General features: G+C 49.5%; 25 protein-coding genes, 2 tRNA genes and 1 pseudogene. 16 read left to right on the top strand and 12 right to left on the bottom strand.

Features of this window, described 5'->3' with window-relative positions; translation table 11 throughout:
* Positions 1–41 precede the first annotated feature (41 nt).
* The 6 genes and pseudogenes from Q9292_RS10020 to Q9292_RS14340 form a co-directional block, all read left to right on the top strand.
* Positions 42–290 (top strand): hypothetical protein, encoded by a 249-nt coding sequence (locus Q9292_RS10020; protein ID WP_313987550.1) that lies wholly within the window; start codon positions 42–44, stop codon positions 288–290.
* Positions 287–772: a hypothetical protein gene (locus Q9292_RS10025; RefSeq protein WP_313987553.1), complete on the top strand. Its 486-nt coding sequence runs from the start codon at positions 287–289 to the stop codon at positions 770–772. Before Q9292_RS10020 ends, Q9292_RS10025 begins: the two co-directional genes overlap by 4 nt.
* Positions 769–939 carry a hypothetical protein gene (locus Q9292_RS10030; protein WP_313987556.1) on the top strand — a complete coding sequence of 57 codons (171 nt, stop codon included), beginning with the start codon at positions 769–771 and terminating at the stop codon, positions 937–939. The genes Q9292_RS10025 and Q9292_RS10030 overlap by 4 nt, the downstream gene beginning before the upstream one ends.
* Positions 940–944: 5 nt before the next feature.
* On the top strand, positions 945–1,307 hold the full coding sequence (locus Q9292_RS10035) for a hypothetical protein (protein ID WP_313987559.1): 363 nt from the start codon (positions 945–947) through the stop codon (positions 1,305–1,307).
* 4 nt (positions 1,308–1,311) lie between these two features.
* Positions 1,312–1,479 carry a hypothetical protein gene (locus Q9292_RS10040; RefSeq protein ID WP_313987560.1) on the top strand — a complete coding sequence of 56 codons (168 nt, stop codon included), beginning with the start codon at positions 1,312–1,314 and terminating at the stop codon, positions 1,477–1,479.
* A gap of 68 nt (positions 1,480–1,547) precedes the next feature.
* Positions 1,548–1,976: pseudogene (locus Q9292_RS14340) on the top strand (recombinase family protein); the annotation flags it as partial.
* 144 nt (positions 1,977–2,120) lie between these two features.
* Here the strand turns inward: Q9292_RS14340 and Q9292_RS10045 are convergent.
* From Q9292_RS10045 to Q9292_RS10060, 4 genes are all read right to left on the bottom strand, one after another.
* Positions 2,121–2,384 carry a hypothetical protein gene (locus Q9292_RS10045; protein ID WP_313987563.1) on the bottom strand — a complete coding sequence of 88 codons (264 nt, stop codon included), beginning with the start codon at positions 2,382–2,384 and terminating at the stop codon, positions 2,121–2,123.
* A 634-nt stretch (positions 2,385–3,018) separates the two neighbouring features.
* Positions 3,019–3,094, bottom strand: a tRNA-Glu gene (locus tag Q9292_RS10050).
* Positions 3,095–3,182: 88 nt separating this feature from the next.
* Positions 3,183–3,258: transfer RNA gene (locus Q9292_RS10055), tRNA-Ala, on the bottom strand.
* 182 nt (positions 3,259–3,440) lie between these two features.
* Positions 3,441–3,971 carry a glutathione peroxidase gene (locus tag Q9292_RS10060; RefSeq protein ID WP_409934495.1) on the bottom strand — a complete coding sequence of 177 codons (531 nt, stop codon included), beginning with the start codon at positions 3,969–3,971 and terminating at the stop codon, positions 3,441–3,443.
* A gap of 221 nt (positions 3,972–4,192) precedes the next feature.
* Between Q9292_RS10060 and Q9292_RS10065 the strand changes: the two genes are divergently transcribed.
* Together Q9292_RS10065 and queD are read left to right on the top strand one after the other, a co-directional pair.
* Positions 4,193–4,366: a hypothetical protein gene (locus Q9292_RS10065; RefSeq protein WP_194747616.1), complete on the top strand. Its 174-nt coding sequence runs from the start codon at positions 4,193–4,195 to the stop codon at positions 4,364–4,366.
* A gap of 70 nt (positions 4,367–4,436) precedes the next feature.
* A complete protein-coding gene (gene queD / locus Q9292_RS10070; protein ID WP_194747617.1) occupies positions 4,437–4,883 on the top strand; it encodes a 6-carboxytetrahydropterin synthase QueD in 447 nt (148 codons plus the stop codon).
* Between the two features lie 13 nt (positions 4,884–4,896).
* On the opposite strand, the gene rfbD is transcribed toward queD, so the two are convergent.
* The 7 genes from rfbD to Q9292_RS10105 all read right to left on the bottom strand — a co-directional run bounded on the left by rfbD (position 4,897) and on the right by Q9292_RS10105 (position 10,376).
* Positions 4,897–5,814, bottom strand: coding sequence for a dTDP-4-dehydrorhamnose reductase (gene rfbD / locus Q9292_RS10075; protein WP_313987566.1), 918 nt, complete (start codon positions 5,812–5,814; stop codon positions 4,897–4,899).
* A gap of 39 nt (positions 5,815–5,853) precedes the next feature.
* Positions 5,854–6,399 carry a dTDP-4-dehydrorhamnose 3,5-epimerase gene (gene rfbC / locus Q9292_RS10080; protein WP_313987568.1) on the bottom strand — a complete coding sequence of 182 codons (546 nt, stop codon included), beginning with the start codon at positions 6,397–6,399 and terminating at the stop codon, positions 5,854–5,856.
* On the bottom strand, positions 6,399–7,280 hold the full coding sequence (gene rfbA, locus Q9292_RS10085) for a glucose-1-phosphate thymidylyltransferase RfbA (protein ID WP_275355273.1): 882 nt from the start codon (positions 7,278–7,280) through the stop codon (positions 6,399–6,401). Before rfbA ends, rfbC begins: the two co-directional genes overlap by 1 nt.
* Complete coding sequence (gene rfbB / locus Q9292_RS10090; protein WP_313987573.1) at positions 7,280–8,365, bottom strand: dTDP-glucose 4,6-dehydratase; 1,086 nt, start codon at positions 8,363–8,365, stop codon at positions 7,280–7,282. Before rfbB ends, rfbA begins: the two co-directional genes overlap by 1 nt.
* Positions 8,366–8,487: 122 nt before the next feature.
* Positions 8,488–9,168, bottom strand: coding sequence for a DNA polymerase III subunit epsilon (gene dnaQ, locus Q9292_RS10095; RefSeq protein ID WP_275355277.1), 681 nt, complete (start codon positions 9,166–9,168; stop codon positions 8,488–8,490).
* Positions 9,169–9,181: 13 nt separating this feature from the next.
* Positions 9,182–9,607 carry a ribonuclease HI gene (rnhA, locus tag Q9292_RS10100; protein WP_409934496.1) on the bottom strand — a complete coding sequence of 142 codons (426 nt, stop codon included), beginning with the start codon at positions 9,605–9,607 and terminating at the stop codon, positions 9,182–9,184.
* Entirely contained in the window at positions 9,597–10,376 is a 780-nt protein-coding gene (locus tag Q9292_RS10105) for a class I SAM-dependent methyltransferase (RefSeq protein WP_275355281.1), read from the bottom strand. Before Q9292_RS10105 ends, rnhA begins: the two co-directional genes overlap by 11 nt.
* Positions 10,377–10,466: 90 nt before the next feature.
* Between Q9292_RS10105 and gloB the strand changes: the two genes are divergently transcribed.
* The 8 genes from gloB to Q9292_RS10145 all read left to right on the top strand — a co-directional run bounded on the left by gloB (position 10,467) and on the right by Q9292_RS10145 (position 20,341).
* A complete protein-coding gene (gloB, locus tag Q9292_RS10110; protein WP_313987579.1) occupies positions 10,467–11,246 on the top strand; it encodes a hydroxyacylglutathione hydrolase in 780 nt (259 codons plus the stop codon).
* A gap of 210 nt (positions 11,247–11,456) precedes the next feature.
* Entirely contained in the window at positions 11,457–13,025 is a 1,569-nt protein-coding gene (locus Q9292_RS10115; protein ID WP_313987582.1) for a transglycosylase SLT domain-containing protein, read from the top strand.
* Positions 13,026–13,150: 125 nt separating this feature from the next.
* Entirely contained in the window at positions 13,151–14,758 is a 1,608-nt protein-coding gene (locus Q9292_RS10120) for a peptide-binding protein (RefSeq protein WP_313987982.1), read from the top strand.
* 3 nt (positions 14,759–14,761) lie between these two features.
* A complete protein-coding gene (locus tag Q9292_RS10125; protein ID WP_313987584.1) occupies positions 14,762–15,787 on the top strand; it encodes an ABC transporter permease in 1,026 nt (341 codons plus the stop codon).
* An 11-nt stretch (positions 15,788–15,798) separates the two neighbouring features.
* Complete coding sequence (locus Q9292_RS10130) at positions 15,799–16,623, top strand: ABC transporter permease (RefSeq protein WP_194747631.1); 825 nt, start codon at positions 15,799–15,801, stop codon at positions 16,621–16,623.
* A gap of 48 nt (positions 16,624–16,671) precedes the next feature.
* On the top strand, positions 16,672–17,457 hold the full coding sequence (locus Q9292_RS10135) for an enoyl-ACP reductase (protein WP_194747633.1): 786 nt from the start codon (positions 16,672–16,674) through the stop codon (positions 17,455–17,457).
* A gap of 1,192 nt (positions 17,458–18,649) precedes the next feature.
* Positions 18,650–19,498, top strand: a complete 849-nt coding sequence (locus Q9292_RS10140; protein WP_194747635.1) for a hypothetical protein — start codon at positions 18,650–18,652, stop codon at positions 19,496–19,498.
* Between the two features lie 225 nt (positions 19,499–19,723).
* On the top strand, positions 19,724–20,341 hold the full coding sequence (locus Q9292_RS10145) for a cold shock and DUF1294 domain-containing protein (RefSeq protein ID WP_313987591.1): 618 nt from the start codon (positions 19,724–19,726) through the stop codon (positions 20,339–20,341).
* Positions 20,342–20,419: 78 nt separating this feature from the next.
* Here the strand turns inward: Q9292_RS10145 and Q9292_RS10150 are convergent, their stop codons facing one another.
* The gene (locus Q9292_RS10150) at positions 20,420–22,318 is read right to left on the bottom strand and encodes a SurA N-terminal domain-containing protein (RefSeq protein ID WP_313987594.1); all 1,899 of its coding nucleotides are present in this window, start codon (positions 22,316–22,318) and stop codon (positions 20,420–20,422) included.
* Positions 22,319–22,401: the final 83 nt, after the last annotated feature.

Below are 22,401 nucleotides of genomic sequence, written 5' to 3' on the forward strand. Positions count from 1 at the left end.
GGCCAGGGTAAACCATGCCCACTAACTCAAGGAGTATCAAAATGAAGAATCCATTTGCAACAATAGCTGCAATGCGAGCGATTGCCGGTCTTAGCTCTTTAGCAGGTGCTTTAACTAAGTACACCGAAAGTCCATCAAGGTCCCGTGGGGTTGTTAAGCAAAAAAATACATACTCATACCCCTTTCGTCGCTCAAATTCAAAGTACAGCCGTCCGCACCAAGGCGCTCAAGAAATAGCCCGCCGTAAGCATCAAATCGAGCGTGGCATTTTGCAGGTAAGCAAACCATGATGCTCTCAGTCGCCGCTTACCAAAAGGCCGAGGCTATTCTTGCCTATGTAGCCGAGCACCCCAACAGCAGCTCCAGGCAGATTGCAGAAGCCATTGACTATCACATCACCAGCACCATGAACGTGCTATCAAAGATGACAACCGCAGGGGCGTTGGCAACTCAAAAACAAGTCATCACAAATGGCTATCAGATGCTGTATCGCGTCACCGGCAGGCCGTTGCCTTTACGCACCCCTGTGCGCGTGCCTAAAGCGCCACCACCAGAGGCAGCGCTTAAAGCTGAGCCGGTGGCCGTTGCCGAGCTGGCCAAGCTGCCCAGCTTCTTGCGTGCGATCACGCCGGTGATCGAGCAGCCTGCATCCAATGCTGTCGCCGTTTATGGCCATACCAAAGAGCAACACGCTCAACAATCTGCCGCCACTCGCCGCGACCGAAAAACGCGCGCCAGCGGTGTCATGTACACAGGGGAGTCCAGGCTATGAGTAGGAATGTCACAAAAAAACTATTAATCATCGCAATTGCTGCCGAATTAACGGCCTGCCAAACCGGGCTGGAGCCTATCCCGGAAAACGAGCAAACGCAACGCTGCGAGGTGAGCGACTATGGCCAGGTGAATTGTGAACGTGAGTGGGAGTTTAGAAAGAAATGAGAAACATGAGCTTTGCACTAACTACTGACCAAATCATGGAAGGTACAAAGACCGTCACTCGTCGCTTAGGATGGCTGAATTTAAAGCCAGGTCAACAGCTGCGCCCAGTGCGTAAATGCATGGGTCTTAAACCCGGGGAAAAATTGGATATTTTGCGAGATCCAATAACGGTCGTAAGTATTCGTCGCGAACCACTGAACTCAATGCTAGATAACCTGGAATATGGCATGAAAGAGTGTGAACTGGAGGGCTTCGGATCTCACCCTGACTACTGTCACCCAGGTAAGTTTGTGGCCATGTTTTGCGCTACTCATAAAGGATGTACGCCAGACGCAATCGTCACTCGAATAGAATTTAAATACGATTAAAACCATGACCACTTACCATCACAAAGACGGCGATTTTGAAATGACCGTGATTACTCACGGCCAGCCTGACCCGCATATTGCGGCGCAGGCGATCTTGCCGCTTGTGATGGCCGCTATTGAAAAGCTGCAGCCAGAAGATCAACCCCAACAAATCACCCAGGCAGCGGCCTGATTTGCTTTTATCCTCATGCGGGGATTACACTACGCACACAATAAAACGATAAATCGTTGAGGATATAAATGCACGCTGCAATTTATCTGCGGTCTTCCAAGGACCGTTCAGACGTCTCTATTGACGCCCAGCGCCGAGAGCTTCAGGCACTGGCCAAAGAAAAAGGCTTCAGCATCGTTGAAGAGTTTAGCGATGCGGTCGAATCCGGCAAAGATGATAACCGACCTGGTTTTCAGTCGTTACTTGCCAGGCTTAAACACAAAGAGCGCACCTGGTCCGTGCTTATGGCCATGGACACCTCGCGCATCGCCCGCAATCAATACCTTGCCCACGCGCTACACTACGAGTGCGAAAAGCGAAACATTAAGATCATTTACTCCAAAATGCCCGAGACAGGCTCAGCGGTCGACCTGGTGATCCGCGCAGTGATGCAGGCGTTTGACCAGCTGCACAGCCTCATGAGTAAAGAAAAAGGTTTAAGCGGCATGGCCGAGAATGTGAAACAAGGCTTTCGCGCCGGTGGACGTGCGCCCATAGGCTACAAACTTGAGCACATCGAGACCGGCGCCATGCGCGACGGCATGCCGGTTAAAAAATCCAAATTGATATTTGATGAGCAAGCGCCAAAGATCAAAAAATTTTTAGAGCTGCGCGCCAACGGCATGGCAAGAACCAGGGCGGCAAAAGCTGCCGGCGTGACCAACATCGCGCACACCAGCCTGGTCGGTGTTGAATGGAACGCCCTCACCTATGCTGGCCACACCGTATGGAACGTGCACAATGAAACCCTCCCCAATGGCGGCTATAAAGGCGGCGCAAAGCGTAAACCGCGCAATGAGTGGGTCATCAATAAAAACACCCATGAAGCCATGATCACCGAAGAGCAAGCCGAGCTGATCATCCATGCCATTGAAAACAACGCGCACAGGACCACACGTCGCAATGGCACGCACTACGTGCTCACAGGCCTGTTATTTAGTGCTGCAGGCACGCCTTATCACGGCTGCGACGGCCTCTATTACCGCGCTAAAAAGGGCAAACGCCTGCCCAAAGAGAAAATCGAGCGGTTTCTACTCCAGGACATTATGGCTGAGACCAAAAGCGAGCAATTTTTAAACAACTTGCTAGAAGCAGCCCGCAAACAAGCCAGCAAGACCGCCGCGCCAGATAACGAGCTAAAAGCCTGCAAAGCCCAGCTTAAGGCCATAAACGAAAAAATAGACAAACTCACGGATATGGCGGCAGAAGCAGAACACCCACGGCCATGGCTTGAAAAGATCAACAGACTAGAAACCGAGCGCCAGGCAACCCTGGAACAAATGGAAAAAGCACAATTCGACTATGAATCAGCCAATGTGCTCAGAGTGATCACACAAAGAGATTTAAAACGGATACTGGAATCACTGCAAGCCAATGTGGATATCGACGATCCTGATTCTGTAAAAGACTACCTGCAAAGCGTAGTAGAAAGAATTGAGCTAACAGAATCACCGCAACTGACTTTTAACATTCATTACAGAATCAGTAGCGGGGATAGTGTGGCGTCCCCACGGGGATTCGAACCCCGGTCGCCTCCGTGAAAGGGAGGTGTCCTAGGCCTCTAGACGATGGGGACCTAAGAAATTTAACAACCCGTGCATTATACCAGTTTTTCAAATAATTAAAATATTTATTTTTTAAAAAATTCAATATTTTCAATCACTTGGTGGAGATAAGCGGGATCGAACCGCTGACCTCTTGCATGCCATGCAAGCGCTCTCCCAGCTGAGCTATACCCCCAAATCTCTGGTATTGCAGTTCTTTGTTTTGCAGTGCAATTCAAAGAAGGCGCCATATTAATGATGCCCAGATATCTTGTCAACGACTTTGATAAGAAAACATGAAAAAAACTTTATATCGTTTTGTTTTATGAGGCCCTGCCTTGTGTTGCACAGAGCCTGCCGTGAAAAAACTTGAGAAACTTACTTGAGATGGGGTTTGATCTTGCCGAGAATTTCTTCACTTTCCGGACGTGTCATACTGTTAAAAGAATAAACCTTCTGCCCGCCTGGCAAAATCAGATATTTGTAAAAATTCCATTGTGGTGCCTGCCCTGTTTGTTTGATCAGTTGCTGATAAAGCGGATTGGCGCCACTTCCAGTCACGCTGGATTTTTCAACCATAGGAAACTTGACCGAATAAGTCAGCTTGCAAAAGTCGCCAATCTGCTTGTTGTTGCCAGGCTCCTGACGGAAATCATTGGAGGGGAAGCCAATCACCACCAGCCCTTTATCCTTATATTGCTCATACATGGCTTCCAGCGCTTCAAACTGTGGCGTGAATCCGCATTTGCTGGCAGTGTTCACAATGAGCACTGGCTTGTCCTGAAATTGACAAAAATCGACAGTTTGACCTTGCAGTGTCTTAAACTGGTGCTGGTATAACGGTAGACATTCTGCCCCAGCCATGGATACCCCCCCCAGGGTTAAAAACATCAATATAAAACTACGCATTGCATCTCTCCAAATAGTTATGATTGTGTTATGCCTTTGTAGACAATGTGTTAGCTTGATTGTTCTCAATTAAGTTTTCATATTTTACTTTTTTTAATAGGTGCCGTTAACCTTCTTGTAAGGAACCTTTGCCATGCTTGGCACAGTCTATGCTAAAGATGTTCTAAAGCAATTTGATACTGACAGGTTTTGTTAACAGAATAACGTCATGGGAGATCATCATGTTACAAAAAGCAGCACCTAACGATAAATTCAAGAAAATTGATCAAATGCTCGAAGACTTTGCCGGCGATGAAGTCGATGATTATGACAGTGGCTATGGCAGCTATGAAAAAAGTCATAAGCACTACTCTGCCGATGAAGATGCATTGATGAATATTGATGATTTGTATTAATGCATGCACTTGCATTTGCAATCCGTGATCGCGCATCAGCGTGAGCCGTGGTTGCTGATATAATGGCGTGATGGAAATTACTACACGCTTGGAATTCGATGCGGGCCATCGCATTCCTGATCACAAGAGTCAATGCCGTAATCTGCACGGTCATCGCTACGCAATTGAAATTACACTGTCTGGAGAGGTGATTCAGGCAGAGCATGCCTCTGAAAATGGCATGGTAATGGATTTTGCCGATGTAAAAAGAATTGCCCGTGAAACCATTGTCGATCGCTGGGACCATGCTTTTCTGGTCTACCATGGCGATACGGCGGTGCTGGATTTTCTAAACAGCTTGCCCAATCACAAGACTGTGGTGTTCCCAACCATCCCGACGGCAGAAAACATGGCTGCGGAAGCCTTTAAGCTGCTCAAGGCGCAATATCGTGATACCTTTGGCAACCAGCTCAAGCTGGTGAGAGTTCGCCTTTACGAAACGCCCAATAGCTGGACGGACGCATTCGATCAGAAATAGTCTGCGATCAGAATTAATTTTCCAGCGCACTCAACGCTGGCATGACTTTCACAAGTGACTCACCCCATACTGGCAAACGCACGCCAAACACCTGCTCCAGCTTATTACTAACCAGCCTTGAGTTTTGGGGGCGTCTGGCAGGCGTTGGGTATTCTGCGGATGATATGGCTTGCAGCTCTTTAAGTAGCAAGGCGGGCCAGCCTTGTTGTAGCGCCAGCGCTTGATACTGCGCCACAATCTCACTGGCAAAACCATACCAGGTGGTTTCACCTCGATTCACCAAATGATAAATCCCGGTTTGTTCAGCGTTGTGCGGATGCCAGCGTTCAATTAATTGCGCGACTGCTTCAGCAATTGCGATATCGGCCGTGGGGGCGCCATGCTGGTCTGCCACAATGCGTAGTTGTTCCCTACTCTGTGCTAACCGAATGATGGTTTTGAGGAAGTTCTTGCCGTAGCTGCCATAGACCCAGCTGGTACGCAGGATGAGATGCGGGAGGCCAACCGCAGCAATCGCCTGCTCGCCTGCAAGTTTGCTGGCACCATAAACACTGACTGGATTAACTGCGTCGGTTTCAAGGTAAGCTGTGGCTTTGCTGCCGTCATATACATAGTCAGTCGAGAAATGGATCAGCGCTGCATTCACTCGTGCGGCCTCTTCTGCAATCACTTGTGGGGCCGTGGCGTTGATGGCAAAGGCAAGTTCACGCTCGGTTTCGGCCTGGTCTACCGCGGTATAGGCGGCGGGGTTAATAATCAGGTCTGGTTTGACCTGGCGGATGACTTGCCGGATGTGCGCTGGCTGACTGAGGTCCAGTTGTTGGCGGGTACAGCTGATTAGCTGTACTTGAGCAATGGGCTGTTGTTGCAGCTGTGCGGCAAGTGCATGCCCCACTTGACCATTGACGCCTGTTAACAGGATTTTTTTCATATGCGTGAACAAGGTCCGAATCAAAGAATATGCTAATGATTAGTCAAATTTAGGCGCCTGTGCCCAGGGGAGCCCTTGCTGATCTTTGGCAGACAGGCTGGGGGGCATGTCCAGCGGCCAGTCTATGCCAATCGTCGGGTCATCCCACTTAAGGCAGGCCTCATGTTGTGGTGCATAGTAATCCGTTGTTTTATACAGAAAGTCAGCCGTGTCAGAGAGCACGACAAAGCCATGCGCGAAGCCAGGCGGAATCCATAACTGACGGTGATTGTCAGCGCTTAAATGCACGCCTTCCCATAGTCCAAAGGTCGCTGAACTCTGGCGCAGATCGACCGCGACATCAAACACTTCTCCGGCAACCACTCTCACCAGCTTGCCCTGCGCTTGCTGGACTTGATAGTGCAGGCCGCGTAATACGCCCTTGGCCGAACGGGAATGGTTATCTTGCACGAATGTCACCTCCAGCCCCGTGGCTTGTTTAAAGGCTTGCGCATTGAAGCTCTCTATAAAAAAGCCTCGTGCATCGCCGAATATCTTGGGTTCTAGAATCAACACCTCTGGAATTTTGGTCGCAGTCACCAGCATTAAAACACCCGCTCTTTTAAAATCATCTTCAAATACTGTCCGTACCCATTCTTGGCATATTTGTCCGCCAGTTTGTCCAGTTGCTCTGCATTGATAAAGCCCTGGCGATAGGCGATTTCTTCCAGACAGGCAATCTTCAGGCCCTGGCGCTTTTCAATCGTTTGAATAAAGCCACTGGCTTCCAGCAGTGATTCGTGGGTACCAGTATCCAGCCAGGCCATGCCACGCCCCATGACTTCGACATTGAGGTCCCCAGAGGCCAAATAATGCTTGTTGACGTCAGTGATCTCGAGTTCGCCACGGGCCGAGGGCTTGAGGTTCTTGGCAATCTCAACCACGCGCTGATCGTAAAAATACAGCCCCGTTACCGCATAGCGCGACTTGGGTTGTGTAGGCTTTTCTTCCAGGCTGATGGCCGTGCCGTGCGCATCAAACTCGACCACGCCATAGCGCTCGGGGTCGTTGACCGGGTAGGCAAACACGGTGGCGCCCTGCTCGCGTTTACCGGCAGTCATGGCCATGTCACCGAGCTCATGCCCGTAAAAAATATTGTCACCGAGCACCAGGGCGCTGCTGTCGTTACCAATGAACGACTCGCCGAGGATAAAGGCTTGTGCCAGCCCATCGGGTGAGGGTTGTACCTGATACTCAATGCGCATGCCCCACTGGCTGCCATCGCCCAGCAGTTCTTTAAAGCGTGGCGTGTCCATCGGGGTAGAAATAATCAACACTTCCCGGATGCCTGCCAGCATGAGTGCGGACAGGGGGTAGTAGATCATGGGTTTGTCATACACCGGCAACAGTTGTTTGGAGACGACTTGCGTCACTGGATATAAGCGGGTGCCGGAGCCACCGGCCAATACGATGCCTTTTCTTGCCATTATGCCAACTCCTCGCCACGTTCATGGTAGTTTGTACTGAGCCAGTGCTGGTATTCACCGCTGGTGACGCGTGCCACCCATTGGGTATGCTCCAGATACCAGCGCACCGTTTTACGGATCCCGGTTTCAAAGGTTTCCTGAGGTTTCCAGCCTAAGGTCTGCTCGATCTTGCTGGCGTCAATGGCGTAACGCAGGTCATGACCGGGACGGTCTTTGACAAACGTAATCTGGTCGCGGTAGCTGCCTTGTGCTTTGGGCTGCTCCTGATCGAGGATGTCGCACAGCGTATGTACAACGTCCAGATTGGTTTTCTCATTCCAGCCACCAATATTGTATGTCTCGCCAGGCAGGCCCTTGGCCAGCACTTCACGGATGGCATTGCAGTGGTCTTCGACATACAGCCAGTCACGGATATTGCTACCATTCCCATAGATCGGTAAGGGTTTGCCAGACAAGGCGTTATGAATCACTAACGGAATCAGTTTTTCCGGGAAGTGGTAAGGGCCATAATTGTTGGAGCAATTGGTGGTGAGCGTCGGCAGGCCATAGGTGTGATGATAGGCACGCACCAGATGATCTGAGGCCGCTTTTGAGGCTGAATATGGACTGTTGGGCTGATAAGGGTTGGTTTCCTTGAATGCAGGATCATTGGGTTCCAGTGAGCCATAGACTTCATCGGTAGACACATGCAGGAAACGGAACGACTGCTGCGACTCTACCGGCAATGCTTGCCAATAGGCCCTGACCTCTTCAAGCAGGTTAAACGTACCGACCACATTGGTCTGGATAAACGCATCCGGCCCGTGGATAGAGCGGTCTACATGACTTTCTGCAGCAAAATTAAGCACTGCCCTGGGTTTATGGGTTTCTAGCAGTGACTTCACCGCAACACGGTCACCGATATCCGCATGAATGAAGACATGGTCCGGGTCATGGCTAATCTCCGCCAGATTCTCCATGTTACCGGCATAAGTGAGCTTGTCCAGATTGACCAGTTTACCCAGCTTCAGCTTTACCCAGGCATTGACGAAATTGCTGCCGATAAAACCGGCACCCCCGGTCACTACAATGGTGTCTGTGTGCATAAAATCTCTGCTTAATAGTGATTACAACTTGGAAATATCTTTTGATACTACCGCAAGCACCCGGCATGTAAAGAGTGAATAAGCGCAGCAGAGCCGCATCAAATCACAACAAAAGACGGTCGTCACCAGGGTGAAGCGCCAGACTTGCTGAGACTTTCTATATATTGCTGATGGCTGGCCAACTCCTCTTCGCTAGGCGGCAATCGCTTCATTGCAGAAAAGTCGACCTCAATATGGCTTTGCATGGTTTGTTGCTCGGAGGTTGAGAGTTCCATCAACAGGCTCTCTTGTCCGCGCGTCATGGCAATGTAGACATCGGCGAGCAATTCCGCATCGAGCAAGGCGCCGTGCAAGGTCCGCTGTGAGTTATCGATACCGTAGTGGCGGCACAAGGCATCCAGATTGTTACGCTGGCCGGGACGCATTTCCTTGGCCATTTTCAAGGTATCAACGATACCACTGACGAATGACGGCAGCGGGTCCATGCTAAGCCTGGACAACTCCATATTGAGGAAGCCGACATCAAACGGAGCGTTATGAATAATGAGCTCTGCACCACGAATAAACGCAATGAAATCCTGTGCAATTTGCGCAAAAAGCGGCTTATCCTGCAAGAACTCCAGCGAAATTCCATGTACTTCCTGCGCACCGGCATCAATCTCACGCTCGGGATTGATATACAAGTGAAAGTGACGCTGGGTTGGTCGGCGGTTCAACATCTCGACCGCAGCAATTTCAATAATTCGATGTCCCTGATCGGGATAGAGGCCAGTGGTCTCGGTATCGAGGAAAATCTGTCTCATTTAAGCTACGCTCCTATCCTATCGCCACGGTTAGTACACCTTGATTTGCCAAGGCATCCGCACGCTCGTTGCCCTCGTTGCCGGCATGCCCTTTCACCCAAATCCATTCAATCTGGTGAGGCTTGGCGATGTCATCCAACTGTTGCCATAAGTCCGCATTTTTAACCGGTTTTTTATCCGCCGTACGCCATTGCTTGAGCTTCCAGCCTGCCAACCACTCGGTCATGCCTTTTTGCACATAGCTGGAATCGGTATACACTCTGACATGCGAGGGTTTCTTGAGCGCCTGCAAGCCTTGAATCACCGCCGTCAGCTCCATACGATTATTGGTGGTCAGCGCTTCGCCACCATAGAGGGATTTTTCGTGCGAGCCCGCTTTAAGCCATACGCCCCAGCCACCGACGCCAGGGTTGCCCTTGCAAGCACCATCAGCGTACATTTCTATCCATTGTTGATTCGACATCCGCGCATTCTAACTGCTTTTGGCCGTTTTTTTGTATGCTGGAACGGCCTTTTCTGACCTGCAACGCCGGATTCAGCGGCAACATTTTCCAGTCTGGTTTTAACAAACGGATGTTGAGCACTCTTTTTTTGGCGATCAGGAAATAAATGCCACCACTCATGCCACACAAGCGTGGCCCCCACCGTTCCAGGCAAGACTGGCGCGCCAGCCAGTCAGGATCATTGAATGGAAAAGCGTGCATCAAATAACCACTACGCACGACCTCAAATCCCAATACACTCAACCAGTCACGAATGCGCCAGGCTGTAAACAATCTGCTGAAACCGCCTGCCTGCCTGAATTGCCCGACTCTGGCGCGCATGCCTAAACAACTGGCAGGGCTAATCCCGGTCAGCACCAAACTACCTTCAGGCACCAGTACCCGAAACACTTCGCGTAACGTCTGCTGTGGATCCGCACACTGCTCCAGCACATGGGGCATGCAGACCAAGTCAACTGAATTTTCGGCAAATGGCAAAAACTCGCTTTCGCATAATAACGATGCATTGGCCGAGGCGGTTAGCTGTAGGGAGTGTTTGTAAGGAATCCGACACTGCTCGAGCAGGTCATGCGCAGACCATCCGATCTGCAGAGCATGAAAGCCGAACACATCAGCCACGGCCTGCGCGTACAAAGGCGTTTCACGCGCGACAATATATTGACCCAGAGGCATTTGTTCAAAGAACACTGACTGGCTTGATTGCAAGATAGATTCCCTCACGCACTTAAAACACCTCTTGAATACCGTCCAGGGCATCTCCCTTGACAAGCATCATGATTTTTTCAATGATGCGTGATGGACAAAAGTTCTGCAAGTATAGAAATCATCCCCCTGCCCGCTTTTAGCGACAATTATCTGTGGTTAATTCAGTCTGGCTCGCTGGCCTGGGTGGTTGATCCGGGCGATGCCGACGTGGTTGAAGAGGCTTTGAGCAAGAGAGAACTGAGCTTAAAAGGGATTTTACTCACACATCATCATGCAGACCATGTGGGCGGCGCTGCCAGCTTGCAAAAGCATTGGCGCTGTCTTGTCTATGCCCCAGACAGTTCACAGCCGTCTTATCAGGCCATGCAGACCATCCCCGTCCACGCCGGGGACACTATCAGTCTGCTGCCAGAAGACATAATAAGCTGCGAAGTGCTTTCGCTGCCGGGCCATACACTTGATCATGTGGCTTATTATGTCAATCAGCAGCATTTGTTTAGCGGCGACGTACTGTTTGGTGCAGGGTGTGGCCGCCTGTTTGAAGGCACGCCTGTGCAAATGTATGCCTCACTACAACAGATTGCCGCGCTTCCCCCAGAAACACTCGTTTATCCTGCGCATGAATATACCGCGCACAATCTTGCTTTTGCGCAGACCATAGAGCCGGATAACCGCGCATTACTCCAACGTATCGCAACCACCCGCGAGTTACGCCATCAGCAACGCCCCAGTCTGCCAACGTCCTTGGCACAAGAATTGGCGACCAATCCGTTTTTGCGCTGTGAACAGTTGCGTCTGCGCCCTGAATTTCAATCGCGCTCGGCGCTGGAAGTGTTTACCGAGATCCGCACCCGCCGCAATGACTTCTGATCGCACAACCTTCAAGCACAGTCTGGGCTCGCTGGCAAGGGCTTGTCTCCCCCCGAATTTAACGTAGAATGATGTCCTCCTTAAAGCGCTTGTGTGCGTTAGGCCTATCTCAAACAGATCGGCGCGGCCGCTACGGCCATCCGGATTTAGCAATCCATGTGTATCCGCCCTGCCGGATGCGCAACACTCTCAGGATAAAGTATTACCGTCATGCGTTTTAAAAGATTCATCGTCTGCATTGCACTGTCAGCCTCGCCATGGTGCGGATCGGCTGAATACGTGGAACCAGCCACCTTGTCCGATGACAATGGCAGTTATGACGAAAGCTATGGAGAGACTGGCGTAGAAGGCTACACCTCCAGTTATCAGTTTGAAGATAGCCTGACCTTGCAAAACAGCTTGTGGGACCGCGTGCGCGATGGCTTTAACATGCCGGACATCGACTCAAGCTACACCAACAAACACGAACAATGGTACGCCTCTCGCCCCGACTACGTTTCACGCATGCTGGAGCGGAGTAAAAAGTATCTTTACCACATCGTTGTTGAAGTTGAAAAAAGAGGCATGCCCACCGAGATTGCGCTACTGCCCATGATAGAAAGCGGCTTTAATCCTAAAGCGCTGTCTACCAGCAAGGCGTCAGGCATCTGGCAATTCATCCCCTCTACCGGCAAAGACTTTGGCCTCAAGCAGAACTACTGGAAAGACTCACGCAAAGACGTGACTGCCGCCACCCAGGCTGCGCTCAATTATCTGCAAAAGCTTTATACCATGTTTGGCGCCTGGGACTTGGCACTGGCCGCTTACAACGCGGGCGAAGGCACGATTGCACGCGCCATTGAGCGCAATGAGCGCCTGGGCTTGCCGACCGATTACCAGCACTTGTCCTTACCGGATGAAACTCGCAATTACGTGCCCAAGCTGCAGGCCATCAAAAACATTATTTTCCGGCCTGAACAATATGGATTGACGCTCAACGAAATTCCAAACCGGCCTTACTTTACCACCGTCCAGGCCCCCAACAAGATTGATGCAAAACTGGCTGCAGAGTTGGCAGGGATTACGCTGGAGGAGTTTAGCGCACTCAACCCAAGTTTTACGCGGCCGGTCCTCATCACGGAAAACAGTTATCAAAAACTTCTGTTACCAACCTGGGCGGCCAGCAACTTTACACAAAATCTGAATGCGTATAACCGTCCTCTCTCCAACTGGCACAGCTACCAGCCCAAGCGTGGTGAGCGCCTGGGTGTGATTGCCAGCAAGTTTGATATCAGTATTTACGAATTGAGCGCAACCAATAACCTGAAGCCGAATCGCAATCTGATTGTCCAGCGACCATTGTTAGTGCCCGCCAGCGTGGAGTCAGCCGGTCTGACCAAACCGATTGATGTTGCAGCCATGGCTAAACTTTCCGTAGAAGTGCCGGTTGAAAAAGAGTCATCCAGCGAACCAACGACTTTTTCCCATAAAGTGAAAGCTGGCGAGACCTTGTCCACTCTGGCCAAGCGCTATGGCATCAGCAGCCAGCAAATCATGCAACAGAACCATCTCAAGTCTAAAAAACTGGCGGCTGGCCAGGTATTGCAACTGCAAAAACAAGAAAGCCATGCCAGCAAATCAAGTAAAGGGAACTCTGGAAAATCGCATTACTCAAAAACAAGCGTAAAATCTGGTGCTAAGAAAGCAGGCAGCCACAGTAAACATAGTGCCTCTTCATCAGATTCAGCTAAAAAGAGCACAACATCGCATCATAAGAAAAGTCAGTCCAGCAAACATTAAATCGGCCCATCATGCGCACTGCACACTCACCGCTCAATTTGCACGTTGTGTCTCATCCGCAGAATGCGCAAGGCAAGCGCCGAGGATATGTGCGCCATGCCATGATGACCATGGCTCTGGCGGCCATGCTGTCAGCCTGTAGTCCAGAGCAAGCCAACCAGGAGACACTGGCGTTTGATCAGGCCTACCCACCACAGGCCGGGGGCACCATGATGAGCGCCATGCCCTCAGATCCGAGCAGCATGATCGGTATGGTGGCTGGCGAATCCGCCTCGCTGGCAATTGGCAGTTACCTGTTTAATTCACTGCTCAAATACGACCAGAATCTGGATTTGGCCGGCGAATTAGCCGCTTCCTGGCAAGTGGCAGACGACAATAAGACCATCACTTTCAAGCTCAAACCCAATCTGCAATGGGCCGATGGCAAGCCGCTTACCAGTGCGGATGTGCTTTTCACCTGGCAGCTGATCACAGACGAAAAAACGCATAGCCCTTATGCCTCTGATTATCAACTCGTTACCCAGGCAGAAGCGCCAGATCCACAAACGTTTATCGTGCACTATTCGCAGCCCTTTGCACCCGCGCTCGAAAGCTGGGCCAGTTTGCAAGTGCTGCCTAAACACAAACTGGCAGGACAGGATATACATACCACCAGTTTTGCGCAAAAACCGTTAGGCAGTCATTATTACCAGCTTCAGGAATGGCGACACGGCGAATACATCAAATTAAGTCGCAACCCCAAGTCTGTCATGGGACCCGCCAACATCGAAACACTGGTCGAACGCGTGATCCCTGATCCAGCCGCCCAATTTCTCGAGCTCATGGCGGACCATATTGATAGCATGAACATGGATCCGATTACCTATGCACGCATTATTCCTTCGCGTCCGGCACTCGCAGCCAGGCTCAACCAATACAAAGAGCTAGGCAACAGCTATACCTACCTGGGCTTTAACCTCAAACGCAAACCATTTGATGATGTGCGTGTGCGTAAAGCGATCAACTATGCCATTGATAAACAGGAAATTATTGATGGTGTCTATCTTGGCCTCGGCATTGCGATTGCCTCCCCTTACAAGCCGGGCACGCGCTGGAGCAATCCTGATCTTCAACCCTATGCCTTCGATCCGGCCAAAGCCAGACAATTGCTAGCCGAGGCAGGTTACACAGACAGCGATGGCGACGGTTATCTAGACAAAAATGGTCAAAAACTGTCATTTGAAATCCTGACCAACCTCGGTAACAAGCAGCGCGAGAAAACCTCGGTCATTATTCAGCGCAGACTCAAGGAAGTCGGGATTGATACCCGCTTGCGTACGCTGGAATGGGCCAGTTTACTGACCAATTTTATCAAACCGGGTAATTTTGATGCCGTGGTAATGGGCTGGGGACTGGGTCTGGACCCTGACCAGTACAATATCTGGCATTCCAGTCAGCAGAATCCTGGGCAATTCAACTTTATCGGCTACCACAATCCTCAAGTAGACCATCTACTGGAGCAAGGGCGGCTTGAGTTTGACCCGGAAAAACGCATGCAGATTTATCATGCATTTGCCAAGGCCCTCTATGACGACAGTCCTCTGGTTTACCTGTCTGCCGGCTACGGGCTGACCGCCATCCACAAACGTGTGCAAGGGATTATGAATCCTATACCTCCGGCGGGTGTCGGCTACGACTCACAAAAATGGTATATTCCGGCGCCGCTGCGCCGCGCGCAAATACAGGCTGAATAAAACATGCTACGTTATTTAATCAGACGTGTGTTATGGATGATCCCGATGTTGATCGGCATCAGTCTGATTTCGTTTTTTATCATGCATCTGGCGCCCGGCGATATCACCAGTACGGAATCTGCGTTCGACCCCAAATCCTCAGAAGAGTCACGGCAAAAACTGCGTGAGCTTTATCATCTGGATAAACCCATTATCGTGCAGTATGGCTTATGGCTGGAGCGCATGGTGCACCTTGATTTCGGCCATTCGTTTGCCAGCCATCAAAAACCGGTGTTTTGGTCAGAAACCGACAAAGACGGTAATACCACCAAGGGCATGATTGAAGAAGCCTTGCCAGTGACCTTACTCATGAATTTAGTTGGTTTGTTGTTGACGCTGAGCCTTGCGATTCCGCTGGGCGTCATGGCGGCCAAAAAACATGGTCATTGGCAAGATCGCAGCATTACCTTATTTAATTTTATTGGTTTTTCTATCCCCGGCTTCTGGTTATCCCTGTTGCTGATGTACTGGCTGGGCGTAATTCACCCCTGGTTTCCGATTTCTGGCCTGCATAGCCTCAACTACGACCAACTCAACGCCTGGCAGCAAGCACAGGATCTGTTCATGCATTTGTGTTTGCCTGTGATCATTCCAGCATTGACGGGCCTCGCAGGTGTCACCATGTTTGTGAAAAACGGCATGCTGGACGTATTGAGCCAAGACTTTGTGATCACCGCCCGCGCCAAGGGCTTGAGTGACCGGGTCGTGACTTATAGACATGCTCTGCGCAATGCCCTGCTACCACTGATTACTTTGGTCGGCCTGTCACTGCCGGGCTTGATTGGCGGCTCGGTGATTGCAGAAACCATTTTTGCCATTCCAGGCATGGGTAAACTGTTTTATGAAGCGGTGATGATGCGTGATTTCCCGGTCGTCATGGGCATACTCACCATAGGCTCAGCCCTGACACTGGTGGGCAACATATTGGCTGATCTGGCCTACGCGTGGGCGGATCCGCGTTTGCGTAAAGGGGTCATGCCACAACGCTAGGCTATCCAGACATGAAAAAAGTCCTGCAAAATCCCTTAGCCCTAACCGGGTTGATCATTATCAGCATCATCTTGCTGCTGGCACTACTCGCGCCCTGGATTGCCCCTTATGACCCGGATGCAATCCAGGTCAAGCAGATTCTGGTGGGGCCTTCGGGCCAGCACTGGATGGGCACCGATGGTCTGGGGCGGGATGTCTGGAGCCGGATGCTGTTTGGCGGTCGCGTCTCGCTATTGGTAGGCCTGGTCGCGGTGGGGATTTCGACTGCCATCGGGGTCGTGCTCGGTGCTTTAGCTGGCTACTATCGTGGTTGGGTAGATACGCTGATCATGCGACTGGTTGATTTGATGTTGTCTATTCCCAGTTTTTTCTTGATTTTAGCCGTGATTGCCTTTTTAAGTCCTTCGATCACCAACGTCATGGTGGTCATCGGCCTCACCTCCTGGATGGGCGTCACGCGGCTGGTGCGCGCTGAATTCCTGAGTCTGACACAACGTGAATTTGTCACCGCTTCCACGGCTCTCGGTGCTCTGGACAGTCGCATTATTTTCAAGCATTGCCTGCCTAACAGCCTCACCCCTATTCTGGTCAGTGTCGTGCTGGGCATCGCCAGCGCCGTGCTCCTTGAGTCTGGCCTCAGCTTTTTAGGTCTGGGCGTGCAACCGCCGCAAGCCTCCTGGGGCAACATCCTCACCGATGGTAAAGAGTATATCCAGTTTGCCTGGTGGTTATCCGTGTTTCCCGGACTTGCCATTTTAATCACGGTGTTAGGGTATAATCTGCTCGGCGAAGGACTGCGGGATGTGTTCGACCCACGTTCCAACACAGTACGCTAACCCTTCAATCAACTGACCAAACGAACTAACAACCACACAGGAACAAGCATGGCATTTCTTGCTGGAAAAAAAATCCTGATTGCCGGTTTGCTGAGCAACCGTTCAATCGCTTATGGCATCGCAGCCGCAATGAAACGTGAAGGTGCCGAACTGGCATTTACCTATCAAGTCGACAAGCACGAAAAGCGTGTACGTGACCTGGCCGCAGACTTTGAATCCGAGATCGTTCTCCCCTGTGACGTTGCTGAAGATGCACAAATCGACAACCTGTTTGTAGAGCTGGCTAAAGTCTGGGATGGCCTGGATAGCCTGGTGCACTCGATTGCTTTCGTCCCTAAAGTCGCTCTTGATGGTGACTACCTCGAAAGAATCGACCGCGAATATTTCCGCATTGCACACGATATCAGCTCCTACAGCTTCTCTGCGATGGCCAAAGCAGCCTACCCGATGATGCAAGGCCGCAATGGCAGCCTGTTGACCATCAGCTACCTGGGCGCAGAACGCACCATGCCTAACTACAACGTCATGGGCGTAGCCAAAGCCAGCCTCGAAGCCAACGTGCGTTACCTGGCACAAAGCCTGGGCCCACGTGGCATCCGTGTTAACGCTGTCTCAGCCGGCCCAATCAAAACGCTGGCTGCCTCTGGCATCGCTGACTTTGACAAAATGATCGGTTTTAACGAAAAACACGCCGCCTTGCGCCGTAACGTGACCATCGACGAAGTTGGCAATGTCGCCGCCTTCCTGACCAGCGACCTCGCCTCTGGTGTGACTGGTGAAATCACTTATGTAGATGGTGGCATGAATATTACTGCTGCCGGTCAAATTGACTAAAGCTGACCACTAGCAAAACAAAACGCCTGAGCTGTAAAAAGCCAGGCGTTTTTTTATGGCTAAACGCCGAATACTTGCACTGTTTAACAACAATGCGCTAAATTGCCCAGTATCTCAAAGCAATCAAAAAAATTAATAAAGGTGCACTAAAATTTAACTCCCATTTAATTATGGTGCACTAAAAATATATAATATATTGTATTTTAATAATAATTTATTTTTTAATATTTATAGACCCTATTCAAAATAAAATTTTTGGTTCGTTTTTGGAGTCTAATCAACGTTAGATTTTGACAGCTCTTCGGACGAAGAAAAAAAGCGGGTGTATAAACTCTGGAAAAGCTGGTAAAAAACGAAGGACGAAGTATGCGTCGTCGCATAACTGAGTTGATGCGAACGCCGCATTTTAGCTCTTGGTACGTGACGCTTCCTTGTAGTTGAATGGCCAGCTGGAATAGGTGAGGAGTGATGAAGATCACAGTATTGCAAAAAGAGATTGTTTCACTAAGAGGCGCAGCAACAAAATCTAACGTCTCGTTTGAGCATACATCGTTTCCGTTGCTCACGACTCCGGCCACTTGCGCGGGTGCGGTCAATCACGAACCCCAATTGACCACTTCATCCCGCGCTGCGGGGTGGTGCTCAACTATGTAAGTTAGGTTCTCGATGATTATTGTAAAAGCACTACTCATTTTGGTCTTAACGCTCTTTTGGGCAGTTATTTCGTTGGTGGTACTACACTCTCCTTCAAGCCCATACACTCCTATAGCACTTGTATCTCTAATTTACATTCTGCTCGTTTACTTGATTTGGCCACTCGGCACTACTTACTCAGAAGTAGCATTCAATAGGTTTTATATTGTGTTTGGTATAGCCACTCTCTTGCTTGCTAGCGATGTTTTATTAAACAACCAGTGCCCATCATTTCCATTCTCTTCTGTAACTGCTATTCCTAAATCTCAGGGCTTAGCAGCAGATTTATTGTTTACCTGTATTTATCTTGGCAAAGTACCAACAACATTATTACTTTGTTTGTTTAGTGGGTGGCTTATATATCTAGGCCACACAAAAAAACCTAACCCATCACTCAAGCGGGACTGGTGATAAGATTCTTTTATGAGAAAATTATTAATAACGAGGGTTGAGCCACTAGTCTCTCCAGCCCTTACTTCAAACTTTAGAGAGTGAGTAAATGATCAAGTGGATTGGAAGCATTCTAATTAACTTTGCGGTCATCTTTCCACTCGTATGCGGAGCAGATACGTCCATAGTCGGTACGTGGGTTTTGACTTACGTAGCGCCGCAGGACGTGGAAAATACCATACCAGGCGGTATTACAAATACAAAAATGTACTTCACACACGATGGAAAGCTATTCTCTTTGAGGCCTGATGCAATATCGATTGCGAATTTCACCCCAACTGATTACACCTTCGACGGAAAGCAGTTGAAGGTAACCTTCCCGGGTGGGCAAGCGCGAGTCATGACTGTGACATTTCCTGATACTGAGACTATGATCATCACCCAAAAATATGAAAGCCAACGTACCTTCAAGCGCATCATAGGTTTTGACAAAAAGCTTGAACCAATGAGTTTACAACTGGTAAATGATAATTCGAGTAGTCCCGCAGCAACGGCATACGATGTCAGAGACTATTCAAAGTTGCCAACTATTGAACGGTTGCAAGGGGTCTGGGAAGTCATCGCTTACGAGAATGTCCTGCGTAACCAAGCTCCACCATACGGTTTTTTTAATGACATATGGACCATCAAAAAAGAAGCAGTTTCTATCTCACGTCGAGCGCCGCCGACAAGCGATTCACTACCGCTCACTTTCGTAGACGGACTACTCACCAGCAGTGGTATTGGCCTCGGCGGTCCAGTCGGATCGAAGCTACTCTGGAATGCTTCGTTCAACGAGTGGGGTAATCTTGTTCTTGATAGCACTTACTGCCGACTAATTCTTAAACTAGTTTCAAAAGACACTACTAATGTACCGGCCGTTCCGCTGAAAATAGTTTTGCTAAGTGTAAAGCAGTGAACAAGGGTTGCGCTCTCTAACCCGCTGCTCCTGAGGGACGCTACGCCGATCAGCCGGCTTCGCGCCCCTTACCTCAAACGTTAGCGGGTTATGAGAACGCTCGCAAAAGCTGCAGCCATTCTCGTCTCCTTATCTTTAGTAGATTATCAAAGAATTGCAGAGTTCATGCGCTATGAAGGCGAAACCTAGCGAGTCATATCAAACGGACTCTAACAAAGATGAATTATGAAATGCACTCGTTATCAAGGCAGAGTTACCACCTGGAAAGACGAACAAGGGTTTGGCTTTATCACGCCCAATACTGGCGGGAAGCAAGTGTTTGTGCATATCACTGCATTTTCAAACCATCATCGACGCCCGATTGGCAACGAGATTGTGAGTTATGAAGTCAGTAAAGATGCGAGTGGGAAATTAAAAGCCGAGCATGTTCAATACATTGATGCACCATCGCGATCAAAGGATGGGCAGTTTCTATTGCTATTTGCCATCATTTTTCTTGTTTGCATGGCAATATCCGTTTTCGCCGGAAAACTGCCATTATGGGTGTTAGGGATCTATTTGCTGATGAGCAGTTGCACACTCATTGCTTACAAGCTGGATAAAACTGCTGCAAGGCAGAACAATAGACGTACATCTGAAAAAACCTTGCATCTATTAGCCTTGATCGGTGGCTGGCCTGGGGCCATTATTGGCCAGAAACTGTTTCGTCATAAATCAAAGAAGCTTTCTTTTCAAGTGATTTTTTGGGCAACTATTATTCTGAACTGCGCGACATTAGCGTGGCTGCTTTCCATAGATGGATTTGCTTTTACAGAGCGCGTGATTAGCACATTTTTAAATTAGCCAGGTGTATTAATTAACATAGTGACATGAAATAAAAAAGGAGGGCTATGCCCTCCTTTTTTCACTTCAGTTCGCTCATTATTCGTTACCTTTGGATAACAACACTTTGGCATTGAACTGAATATCTTTCTTGGCTTTGAGTGAAGCCACATAAGCATGTGACATCTCTGCCCCAAGTGCCATCTGATACACCTTAAAGGCTCTGTCAGCCACATCTGGCTGGTCTTTGAGCTTCTGGTTCACCGCAATCACTTTAATCACGGTATAGCCTTTGTTGGCCTCGTTAAAGCCATAGTATGCTGGCAGTGTATGTGTGTTGACCTTGAACACATTTCTCATCACACCATCGCTCAAGCCCTGCGCATTTCTGCGATCAACCGTCACGGGCGTAATCCAGTCTGCATTGCTTGCTTTACCGGCCTTTAGCTCAGCCAACAAGGCCTCGCCTTTTTGCTGCACCAATTTATCTGCGGCTTCAGCTTTGAGCAAACCTTCAATACCGGCTTTAACTTCATCAAAGCTACGAGGCGCTTCTGGGCTGTACTCAACCACTCGTGCAGATACCAGGTTATTCGGTGATACCTCAACGGCTTCGGTATTGCGTTTATCTTTGAGCACGTCATCGGAGAACACCAAGGAAGCAAAGCGGTCGCTTTTGAAGAACTTGGCGACTTCATCTTTGCTCATGGCTGGAGAAGACTGCAATTGCAGGTTAAATTTCTTGACCGCTGGCTCCAGGCTGCCAGATTGCTCATACACAGTATTGCCAAAATCATCGGCCAATTCTGCATATTTGGCTTGCGCTTTCTGGAACAACAATTCGGCTTTGATTTTGAGCTTCATCGAATCAAAATCAGAAGATTCGCCTGTAATGCCTGTCAGCTTGATAATATGGTAGCCGAACTCAGATTCCACCAAATCGCTGATATCGCCAACTTTCATCGAGAAAGCTGCATCCTCAAAAGGCTTGACCATCGCACCACGGCCAAAACTGCCTAAATCGCCGCCCTTGCCTGCTGAGCCTGTGTCTTGGGAGAACTCAATTGCCAGCTTTTCAAAACTCTTAGGATTGGCCTTGACTTGCTTGAGAATGGACTCTGCCTTTTCTTTGGCAGCGGCTTTTTCAGCAGGCGTGGCAGTGCTATTAAAACCGATCAAAATATGGCTGGCCTGGCGTTGTTCATTGCCCTGAAATTTAGCCGCATTTTCATCATAGTATTGCTTAACTTCTTGGTCAGTCACGCTAACTTGACCCATCAGGCCTGCAGCAGAGAGCAAAGCAAACTGTAACTTCACCTTGGCAGGTGCAATGAATTTAGTTTTATGCTGGTTGTAATACGCTTGTACCTGCTCAGGCGTCACCGTCACCTGATTCATAAAGTCAGCTACTTTAATATCGGTCACGCTGACTTCACGCTGTTCAAACTCGGACATCAGCGATTGCTCAGCGACTTTTTTCGGCATAAAGACCAGATTGCTCAGGCCTTCTCGTACCTGCTGGACCGCGAGGTCTTTGCGTATGCTCTGCTCAAATTTGGCTGGTGTCAGCTTGTTTTGTGTCAGCAACTGGTTGTAGGTTTCCTCAGAAAACTTACCGTTGGTTTGAAACTCGGGCATGCCAAGAATATGCTGGCTGAGTTGCTCATCACTGATTTTAAAGCGGTAATCATGAATCGCGCCCTCAATCAGCCGACGTGTAATGATGCCTTCCAGCACAGATTGCTTGAAAACCGGGCTTTCGAGCAAAGCCGTATCGACTTTTTGTCCCTGGGACTGCATATAGTTACGCGCATTTTCCACAGCGTTAGAATATTCCTGCAGGGATATCTTCTGGCCATCAACTTTGGCCACTGCAACCTGCCCACCCGCCTGATTCAAATAGGAGTCGATGCCAAACAATGCAAACGGCACCACAATCAGTGCCAGAATGATTTTTGCCATCCATCCTTGTGTATGTTTTCTAAGTGCTTCCAACATTTTATCGTTTCCATTACCTGATTTTTTGCAACTGCAAACTATACCATAAAGCGATTAAAACCGCCTGAGTGCAACGCCTTTAA

The sequence above is a fragment of the Methylophilus sp. VKM B-3414 genome, from assembly GCF_032248435.1.
Lineage (GTDB): Bacteria > Pseudomonadota > Gammaproteobacteria > Burkholderiales > Methylophilaceae > Methylophilus > Methylophilus glucosoxydans.